The 9,447-nt window shown below is 23.3% G+C and carries 13 protein-coding genes; 1 reads left to right on the top strand and 12 read right to left on the bottom strand.

Annotated features, from left to right (window positions below; genetic code table 11):
• Positions 1 to 1,542 (bottom strand): hypothetical protein (locus ACERKK_RS07850; RefSeq protein WP_373772529.1); only part of this gene is annotated, 1,542 nt, incomplete at its 3' end.
• Positions 1,543 to 1,555: 13 nt separating this feature from the next.
• On the bottom strand, positions 1,556 to 1,951 hold the full coding sequence (locus ACERKK_RS07845) for a hypothetical protein (RefSeq protein WP_373772528.1): 396 nt from the start codon (positions 1,949 to 1,951) through the stop codon (positions 1,556 to 1,558).
• A gap of 300 nt (positions 1,952 to 2,251) precedes the next feature.
• On the opposite strand from ACERKK_RS07845, the gene ACERKK_RS07840 reads away from it, so the two are divergent.
• The gene (locus ACERKK_RS07840; protein ID WP_373772527.1) at positions 2,252 to 2,431 is read left to right on the top strand and encodes a hypothetical protein; all 180 of its coding nucleotides are present in this window, start codon (positions 2,252 to 2,254) and stop codon (positions 2,429 to 2,431) included.
• A gap of 207 nt (positions 2,432 to 2,638) precedes the next feature.
• Here ACERKK_RS07840 and ACERKK_RS07835 read toward each other — a convergent pair whose 3' ends face one another.
• From ACERKK_RS07835 to ACERKK_RS07790, 10 genes are all read right to left on the bottom strand, one after another.
• On the bottom strand, positions 2,639 to 2,863 hold the full coding sequence (locus tag ACERKK_RS07835) for a hypothetical protein (protein WP_373772530.1): 225 nt from the start codon (positions 2,861 to 2,863) through the stop codon (positions 2,639 to 2,641).
• 205 nt (positions 2,864 to 3,068) lie between these two features.
• Positions 3,069 to 3,296, bottom strand: coding sequence for a hypothetical protein (locus ACERKK_RS07830; protein WP_373772526.1), 228 nt, complete (start codon positions 3,294 to 3,296; stop codon positions 3,069 to 3,071).
• Between the two features lie 9 nt (positions 3,297 to 3,305).
• Positions 3,306 to 4,394 carry an AAA family ATPase gene (locus tag ACERKK_RS07825; RefSeq protein WP_373772525.1) on the bottom strand — a complete coding sequence of 363 codons (1,089 nt, stop codon included), beginning with the start codon at positions 4,392 to 4,394 and terminating at the stop codon, positions 3,306 to 3,308.
• Between the two features lie 11 nt (positions 4,395 to 4,405).
• Positions 4,406 to 4,588: a hypothetical protein gene (locus tag ACERKK_RS07820; protein WP_373772524.1), complete on the bottom strand. Its 183-nt coding sequence runs from the start codon at positions 4,586 to 4,588 to the stop codon at positions 4,406 to 4,408.
• A gap of 149 nt (positions 4,589 to 4,737) precedes the next feature.
• Entirely contained in the window at positions 4,738 to 5,643 is a 906-nt protein-coding gene (locus tag ACERKK_RS07815) for a helix-turn-helix transcriptional regulator (protein ID WP_373772523.1), read from the bottom strand.
• Positions 5,644 to 5,709: 66 nt separating this feature from the next.
• On the bottom strand, positions 5,710 to 7,551 hold the full coding sequence (locus tag ACERKK_RS07810) for a peptidoglycan D,D-transpeptidase FtsI family protein (protein ID WP_373772522.1): 1,842 nt from the start codon (positions 7,549 to 7,551) through the stop codon (positions 5,710 to 5,712).
• Positions 7,552 to 7,746: 195 nt separating this feature from the next.
• Complete coding sequence (locus ACERKK_RS07805; RefSeq protein ID WP_373772521.1) at positions 7,747 to 8,124, bottom strand: group III truncated hemoglobin; 378 nt, start codon at positions 8,122 to 8,124, stop codon at positions 7,747 to 7,749.
• Entirely contained in the window at positions 8,121 to 8,345 is a 225-nt protein-coding gene (locus tag ACERKK_RS07800; RefSeq protein WP_373772520.1) for a cysteine-rich CWC family protein, read from the bottom strand. Before ACERKK_RS07800 ends, ACERKK_RS07805 begins: the two co-directional genes overlap by 4 nt.
• A gap of 2 nt (positions 8,346 to 8,347) precedes the next feature.
• Complete coding sequence (locus ACERKK_RS07795; RefSeq protein ID WP_373772519.1) at positions 8,348 to 9,259, bottom strand: class I SAM-dependent methyltransferase; 912 nt, start codon at positions 9,257 to 9,259, stop codon at positions 8,348 to 8,350.
• Positions 9,256 to 9,447, bottom strand: a 192-nt coding sequence (locus ACERKK_RS07790; protein WP_373772518.1) for a GreA/GreB family elongation factor, incomplete at its 5' end; no start/stop codon positions are given. The genes ACERKK_RS07790 and ACERKK_RS07795, both read right to left, overlap by 4 nt.

Raw genomic sequence — 9,447 nt, 5'->3', positions numbered from 1 at the left:
TTCTTCAAGTTTATTTTTATATTTACTATCTCCAATAAAATTAATTTTTATGTTGGATATTCCAAAAATTTGATCTATCATTTGTGGAACTTTATCAAAAAAATTATTTTTAGTAAGTCCATGATTAGAATTTTTCACAGTTGTTTCATCTTTTATTCCAAAGTTATTACTATTTATATAATAAACTAAAGTTTTATCATTTACATTAAAATACTTCACTTGAAGTATTTGCAAGTTGACATTTGATATGTTAAAGTATTTTTGAAAATCATCTAGTAAGGCTTTATTTTCTTTTGAAACTTCTTTATCATAATTAGATATCTTGTAAAATAGTTCAAAATAAATAGTTTGATCTTCTGATAATGATTTTTTATACAAATCTAAATTTATTGTTTGTTTACTATTTAGGTTTTTATATTCTTTTTTTAAAATTTGATGTATTTTTATATCAGGGAAATACTCATATTTTATTAAGTCCTTAGCAGATAAAGATATACTATTAAGGTTTTTAGATATTTGTATCAAAATAGCTAATAATGCAAATTCATTTTCGTATATTTCCGATAAAGAGTGCTTTTTTTCTAATTGATCAATAAATTCGTTATCCAATTTAAATTTTGTTGCAACATCTTTTAAAAAGGTTATTTTCTCCTGAATACAATTCAAATTTGAAAATACCAATCCATATAATGTATTATAAAAGCTTTTGTGTATTTCTATTGAAGTATTATTATAAAATAATTCAAGTTCTTCATTTATTGTTAGTTCTTTGATATCGATAAAATTTGTATTTAGCTCTTCTATTTTTGATGAGTTTATTAAATACTTTTCAGTCTCTTTATCAATTATACTGTTCTCTTTTTCAGAAATAGTTCCATCTATATTTGCTGTATAAGACATAATTGACTTAACTAATTCAGCTATATGAACTTGTTCTTTTATTTCTATTGATTTGCTTGTATTAGCTTTTTCTTTTATTTCTATTGATTTGCTTGTATTAGCTTTTTCTTTTGTTTGAATAGAGTTTATCCTGTTTTTGTAAAACCTAGATACTTTTAAAATTTCTTCATCATATTTTTTAATAAGTTCGTTAATAACTTTGTTTTCTTTATATTTCATAATACCAAAAACTGCAATTCCAGATATAACTAAAGGAGCTGCAATTACCGCAGCACCGACAGCACCTATTGCTCCTATACCACCACCAAAACCTAAGAATACTGGGGCAGCTGCAACATTATACGCAACAGCAGCGCCACCAATTCCTGCGCCACCAAAACCTATTGCTCCAATATCATTTAAATGACTTATTAAATCTTTATTGTTTGTAAAAAAAGAATTTGTTGTAATATCTTCATTTCTTATAAGATTATGTTTTAATCCCCATTCGATAAACTTTCCATTTAAATCTAGTAGTTTTTGGTTGACAAAAACATCTCTTTCTTTCTTATTGATTTTTTTTATAGTATCATCTGTTATTCTAAATTGAATAATAATGTTATCTATATTTTTTTTTAAATTTTTCTTCTCAATTAGCGTCATTTATTACTCCATACTATATTTCAATTAATTCAAAACCTTGATCAACAATGTCTAGTAATGCGTTTGACCAATTTTGAACATTTTCTAAATAATCTTCACTTATTTCAAAATTTGTTACGAGTTGATCAATTATTAATTTCTCACTTTCTTTAAATTCTCCATTTGCATTTATTATTGACATTAATTCTAAAATAACAACTCTTTTAGATTTTGTATTTTTAAATTCACTACAAATACTTTTTATATCTTCAGTTAAATTAACTTCAAAATCCACAATACCCATTTCATTACAATACGATCCAACTATAACTTTTTCATTATGGCAGAAATCGCCATCTGAATGTGCAACATAATGAGCTAGCTTTAAAAAAGCTATTTTTTCTTTTTCTTCTAAATAATTTAAATACATTTAATTCCTTCGTATAATACATTTTCGTTCAATTAGTTAAAGTAAGAACTAGTTCATTAAAACTCATAGCTCTCACAAAGGTTAATGTAGGATGCTAAGGAGAAAGTAAAATTTCTACCTTTTATAACACGAAGCTATGAGATTTTAGACTAACACTAGCTGTAAAAACTGCACAACAAATTAATTATACTGAAGAATTATTATGTATTATGTTGGAATTGATGTTGAAAAAGAGAAACATTACGTATGTGTATTAGATGAGAATAAAGAGGTATTCCTATTGCAAAAAAATCTTTATATATGTCAACTGTTACATCTGTATTACATAATGAACAGTTACGCAAAATTTTTAGAGATAAAGTTTCAACTGGTAAATCCAGAAAAGAAGCTTTAATTATTATTGCTAAGAAAATAGTAACAATGATTTACTCTATGTTTAAATATAATACACCATATGATTCCAACAGAGTTTTAGTTTAACATTTGTGAGAACAATGAGTTTTTAATGAACTTGACCAAAAATGTATCAATAGTTTATTTGATTATTTGAATATTTTAAAAATACTCAAAAAAGCAAACAATAAAGTAATCCCTAAAAAATAGCTAATCGTTTAAGTTATTCTTAATAGGATGGTTTGAAATAATATTAGCAGAATAATAATTAACCTTTGTTTTTTATATCTTATTTTAATATTTACTTCTGCCATTATTTTTATCTTCTATAAATGTTAAAAAAAATTTAATTGATAATAGAGTATTCATTTTTGTTGCATCTGATAGATTTGTTAATTTTTCAGATGCAAAATTTCTTAATGCAGTTGTATTAATTTGTAAAAAAAATTTAAATTTGAAATCTACTAAAAATAGATAAAACTTATAATTAGTATTAAAATATTGTTTTAACCCTTTGATAATAGTTCTACTTTATCATTTAAAAATAGTTTCAACCAAAACAAATAGTTTTTTTTGAAATTCTTGTATTTTTCCATTACTTATTCTTTTTAACGAAATTAAAGCAAATTTTCCAAATAAAAGTATGGAAAATGTAACTTTTTCCATACTTCTTTTAAGATGAATTTATATAATTACGTTATAACTAAATGAAAAGAATATTTTATTAATCTTTCCTAGTTAAATCATACTTTGTTTTATAATTATTTTTCCTAGCAATTGCATCGTCATCAATATAAAAAACATAATGTTGAATTACTGATGACATTATAAAAACAAGTAGCGCTGAGATTTCAATCATTTCATTATTTACATAAAGAAAATATACAAAACATGAGGTACAAGTGTAAATCAAAATCATTTTAAACAAATATCTAAAAATTTCTAAAAACATAGTATCTCCTTATTTTTTAAAACCTAAACTATTAACTGAACAATTTATATTCTGTTCATTATTTACTCTTGCGTAAAACTCACTTAAATTAATAGATTCAACTTGTAAATCTAAATCTTTTGCACAACTATCACATAGATTGTCAATTTCGACTTTTTCTAACTTTCTAAAATTTAATACATCAAAACATCTTCCTGGTCTTATTAATGCTGAATTCAATTGATTCTCACTTTCTATATTTGTTGATATAATTATTTTTATATTATTTGAAATAAGGCCCTCTATTAAAGATAAAAATTTATTTAATGTATTTACATTTTCTGATTCTTGATTTTTATGAATTGAAGAATTAAAATCTTCTAATACAACAACATCAATTGTTCCAAACTGTAATTTAGTAAAAAACTCATTTGAAAAAAGAATATTTTCATCAAAACTATATAAAACATTTAGTGATGAATTATCAACTCTTTGTTCATGAAGTTTTGTTATTATTTGTTTTGAAAAAGTTGTTTTCCCAGTTCCTGGAATTCCTTTTAATATTAATAAAGATGAATTTGATTCTATAAAAGAGTTAATATACTCATCACAATCACTAATATATGGAAAAAACAAAGGATTAAAATCTTTATAAATATTTTCAGAATAATAGTAAGAATCCAATGATTGGTTATCTCTATATTGAATTGTTTCATAAGATACTTTATTGGATACATCTAGAAAATCTTTTAAACCAAATACTAAATTATTCAATTTATTTTGACATTCTGCTTTACTTATTGATAAGATAGATACATAATAAGTTACAAATGAACTATTCTCTGATGTAACTGCTATATCAATAATATAATCATTCTCTACAATAATACCTCCATTATTACTTGTTATAAAGAAATTATAATTTTCTTCAATATGGTCCATAAATTCATTTTTGTTTGTATATTTACAATAAATATAATTAACTAATTGTACTTTTGCGAAACCTTTTGTTAATTTTTTACCTACTAAGTCATTTATATATAATCTTTGATAATCATTCGTAGAATTTTTAATTCCTATATTATATGAATTAATATGCATTAAATTGTTTGTTAACATAATTAGCCTTTTTATTTTAATTTATTTATCAAATCTAAATTCTTAGTATAAGTTAATACTTCAGGATTATGGATCACTACTTTTTCATTACTCATAAGTTTTTGTGCATAAACACTGATATTTAATTTGTAAGCTAAATTACTATGATTTATAATTTTAACTTCATCAATAGATTCAATATTACTTTCTTTCATATTGTTCTTATTATTAATATTTATCTGTGAATTACTTATAAGATTTTTTAATGTGATCATGTTATAACTTCCAATTTTTGATTTGTATTAGAAGTTTATAGGATAGTTTGGACAGGCTAGTGACGGGTTTTAAAATAGAGTAATATTTATTATAGTTCTAAGAATTTCCTAGCTTCTTGTTTAACAGCTTCATTTATTCTTTTTGGAGTAATAACTTTTATAAAAGGTAGCCAACTTTTAACAATAGGAATAATCTCCATATCATTTGTAGCCATTATAGAAATAGTTAATTTATCATCATCTTGTGATATTGTTTTTTGAGTATTTGAAATAGGTTTATTTCTAAAATATTTAGCAACATAGTTATCTATTTGCATTACAACTTCAAATGATTCACTATCATCGAACCAAATACTAATTGCATTATCTAAAATTGATTCTACTCTTTTTGGAACTTGGAATTTTATATTTGTAGTTTCTAATAAAGTTATATTTTTTATATAGTAACTTTTTAATTTATCATTAGAATCTGTTGCAATTAGATACCATAATCCTTCAAAATTTACTATCTTTAAAGGATTGATTTCAATTATATTTTCATTATTTCTTGAAATATAATTTATTTTAATTTTATATTGTTGTAATATTGCATCTTCAAATGAAATCATATTTTCATATTCAGTGCTAATATCTTCCATATTTAGTTTTGTAAATATAGGAGAGTATTGTCTATTTTTAAGTTTATTAAGAATATTAGTAGTTTTACTATGAAATTTTATACCTAAATTTGAACTAAAATTTTCTAAAATATCTAATGTAATAGCATCTTCTAAAGATAGATTTTTCTCAATCTTAAAACCTTTTTGCATTTGCCATTGTTTATCTTCATAAAAAATTGGAAAATTAATAAGTCTTTCTTTGAAATCTCTTTGTATAGTTCTTTTGCTAACATTAAACTCTTCTGCTAAATCATTTACTTTAAGTTGTTCACCTTGATAAAGTTTTGATAGTATTATTGTAAGTCTTGTTAATATTTTGTCATAATCGTGTTGCATTTGATTATAGTATCTCTTTTTTGCTTAATTATATAATGATTAGTAATTGGTCTTAATATTTAAAACCTATTTAAGTAAATATAAATAATCCAACTTAACTAAATTATTAACAATTTCTTTAAATACTGGTACTGCAGAATATGAAGCATAATATTGGTACCAATATTTACCTTTTGAATTTGGATTTATTACTGTAACACCAATTGTATATGATTTATTACCATCATTAACAAATCCAAAAAAAGATGATATATAACTCTTCGTATATTTACCTCTTTTTGCTATTTGAGCAGTTCCGGTTTTTCCACCTATTTCTAGTCCATTAATTTTTGCACTTTTACCTGTTCCTTCATTTACTGTTTTTATTAATAGTTGTTTGATTTCATTTGCTGTTTTATAAGATATAATTTGTTCTTTTTTTTCTAAAGTATTTGTTTGTTTATCTTTTGTATTTACAAGTTTAGGAGTAACTATAAATCCATCATTATTAAATACAGAATAAGCTTTTAGCATTTGTATAAATGTAGCTGTCATGCCATGACCATAAGATACTGTGGCTTTATATACATTATCAAGATTATCTTTTTCTCCTACTGAAAATTGTTTAAGACTTGGCAGTCTTCCAGTTTTTTCATAAAGCAAATCAATTTTAGTTTTCTTTGAAAAACCAAATTTATTCATACCTTCTAAAAACTCTACTGCATTTAGTCTTTGTGCAATTTGCAAAGTTCCTATATTAGAAGAATATATTACTATATCATCAATTGTTAGATAGTTTTTTTTAAATCTATGATCATCTTTTATAGTATGTTTTCCTATTTTATATTTACCTTTTGGATATTCTCCTTTTTTGTTTGTACTTTTATTAAAATTATATGCAAAGAACAATTCATCTTTTTTAATTCTATTTTTGTCCATTGCTAATGCAATTGATATAGGTTTTATAATTGAACCAGGTTCAAACAGATACTCTACTGCTTTTACATTTAAGGAAGGAATATCTTTTTGTAATATTCTTTGAGGATTAAATCTATTTGAAGAAGCTAAGGATAAGATTTTTCCTGTTTTACTTTCCATAATAGAAATTATAATTTCATCTGCATTTAACTTTTTTTTATAAATATCTAAAATCATTTCATTATTTTTTTGAAGTTTTAGTGGAATATTAAGAGATATAGAGTCCCCATCAATTCTTTGTTTCATTGTAGATTTTTTATTAAAGCTTATATAAGATAATACATCTTTTTTACCGCTTAAAATTCCATTTTCAGAGTTATTTAATAAAGAGTTATATTTATTCTCTAAACCTTTTACACCTTTAACTTTTGTTTTTTTATTTTCTGTTTCATACTTTCTAATATATCCAATAACTGGTGTAAATGTATCTTTATATGGATTAACTCTTTTCTCTCCACTTTCATTTATATTTAGTCCATGTATATTTTTAACTCCATTTATCTCTTTAGGAATAAAAACTTGAAGATTTAACAAAGTAAATGCTAACTCTTTTAAATTTTTAGCTGTTCTGGAACTTATACTATATGATAGGACTACATATCCAAGCTTCTTTAATGACTTATCTATTATTCTTAATATTTTATCCATTGGTATATCACTATATATAGAAAACAAATTAATAAAAAGTTCTTTTTTATTTAAATCTAAATATCTTGTATCTATTGAAACCTTATAAAGTTTTTTAGATGTAGCTATTTTGAAATTATCTGAGCTTATTATATCTCCTCTAATTGCTAATTCTTTTTTTACAGTATTTATAAAAGATACTCTTCTATCATTTTTTATTGTATTAAAAACAGATATTATAAATATGATTAATAAGCCAAACAAAAATATTATCAATGGGAACATTTTTTTTAGTCGATTGTTTGATTCTATTTCATTTATCATATATAATCCAAATATTTAATTTCTTTGAATTATAATTTTATTAATAACTGCGACAGCATCATGACTTATTTATATTCATTTATTATATTTTATTGGAATAATTTATGTTACTATGTATGAGTATAAAGACAATGAAGAATTTCAGAGATTTCTGGCTAAATGGTTCTAAAATTCTTTATTTGATTTTTTAGTTGTTTATAATTGTAAATTTCTCATAAAATTACTTGCTATAATTGAACTTCTTTCTTTAAACTTATTTGCTATTTTTTCATCAAATACTTTATCAACTGATTGAAAAAACAGTTCTAGCCATTTTTCAAAAGCTTCTCTATTTAAGCCCATTATTTGTGCATGAGGAGGGAATGGTCGTCCATTATAATTACCTAAACCTGTTAACATTGTGTACCAAAACTCTGTTAATAACTTGATATGTTCTTGCCAAATATCTGAATTCATATCATCACCTAATTTTTGTACAAAAAAAGGTCCTAATTTCTCATTATTTAAAACTTTTGTATAAAATATTATTACAAGTTTATTTATATTTTCTTTTGTAAGTTCATCACTTTTCATTGATTATCCTTGATATACTTTTCTTTAAATTTATCTGCATTTTCTTTATATTCTAAAATACAATTTTTACAAATACATGTTTTCATTTTATTTTCTTTTGGGACTAAGAGTTTTAATTCTTCTGGTACTTTTATGTGCATACACCAACATGATTTTGCATTTTTAACATCACATTGATTATCTTTTTTACAAAATGGGCATAATTTTTGAAAAAATTGCATTATTAACCTCTTTTAAAAACTAGATTTTTTAAAGATTTTTCTTCATTATTTGAAGGAAAAGTATCTAAGTTATCTAATCTTTTTATAAATTTAAAATCACTAGCATGCTCGTTAAACATATTTTTAATAAAATTTGTATCTAATTCAGGAGCATTTAAAGCACAAAGAATCATACATCTAGGACTTGCTAATTGTGATAGTTTTTTAACAATCTTCTCATAATCCTTAGTTGCAGCAAAACTTCCTTTTTGAAAAGATGGCGGATCAATTACAATAATATCATAAGGCCCTGCTTTTCTAATTCTACTCCATGATTTTAATATATTATATGGCATAAACTGTACATTTGAAGTATCAAAGTTATTTAAGTGATGATTTGTTCTTCCTTGAGTTAAAGCACCCTTTGACATATCAACATTTACAACTTTTTTAGCCCCGCCTTTTAATGCTGCAATTGAAAAAGCGCAAGTATAAGAAAATAGATTTAAAACACTTTTACCTTTTGATTCATCTTCAATAAATTTATGCCCTATTTTCATATCAGGGAAAAAACCAATATTCTTATTTGTAAAACTAATTTTGTATTTTAAAGAGTTCTCAATTGCTATTAAATTATCATCAATTTCCCCAACAATTAATTCTGATGGAGCTTTTTCTAAATATCGTCTTTGTAAAACTATTGATTCATGTCTTGAAGTTTCTAAAAACTCTTTTAAAAATCCAATTATTTCATCTTCAATATTTTTTTCTATCTCTTCAAATAAAACAATAAATAAAATTTTATCAATGGAATCAATTGTTAGGTATTTAAACTCTTCATAAAAATTACCTCTTCCATGAAAAACTCTTTTAAACTCTTCATTTGTATTTTCTAAATTTTTAGAAATAACCTGCTTTAAATCTTCAATATTCATATATTTTCATTTTCCATTTCTTCTATTTTTAAAATCTCATATTCATAAGTATTTTCATTTATAGTAAATTCAAACTCTTCATTTAACTCTTTACCTAATAAAACTCTTCCCAAGGGTGATTTATTTGATATTTTATTTTCATTTGGATTTGTCTCAAATGTACCTACAATAATAAATATTTTTTCTTC

Origin of the sequence: Poseidonibacter sp., assembly GCF_041821165.1 — a bacterium.
In the GTDB taxonomy this organism is placed as follows: Bacteria; Campylobacterota; Campylobacteria; order Campylobacterales; family Arcobacteraceae; genus Poseidonibacter.
The sequence above is the reverse complement of the archived record's forward strand: the minus strand, read 5'-3'. Positions and strand labels throughout refer to the sequence as shown.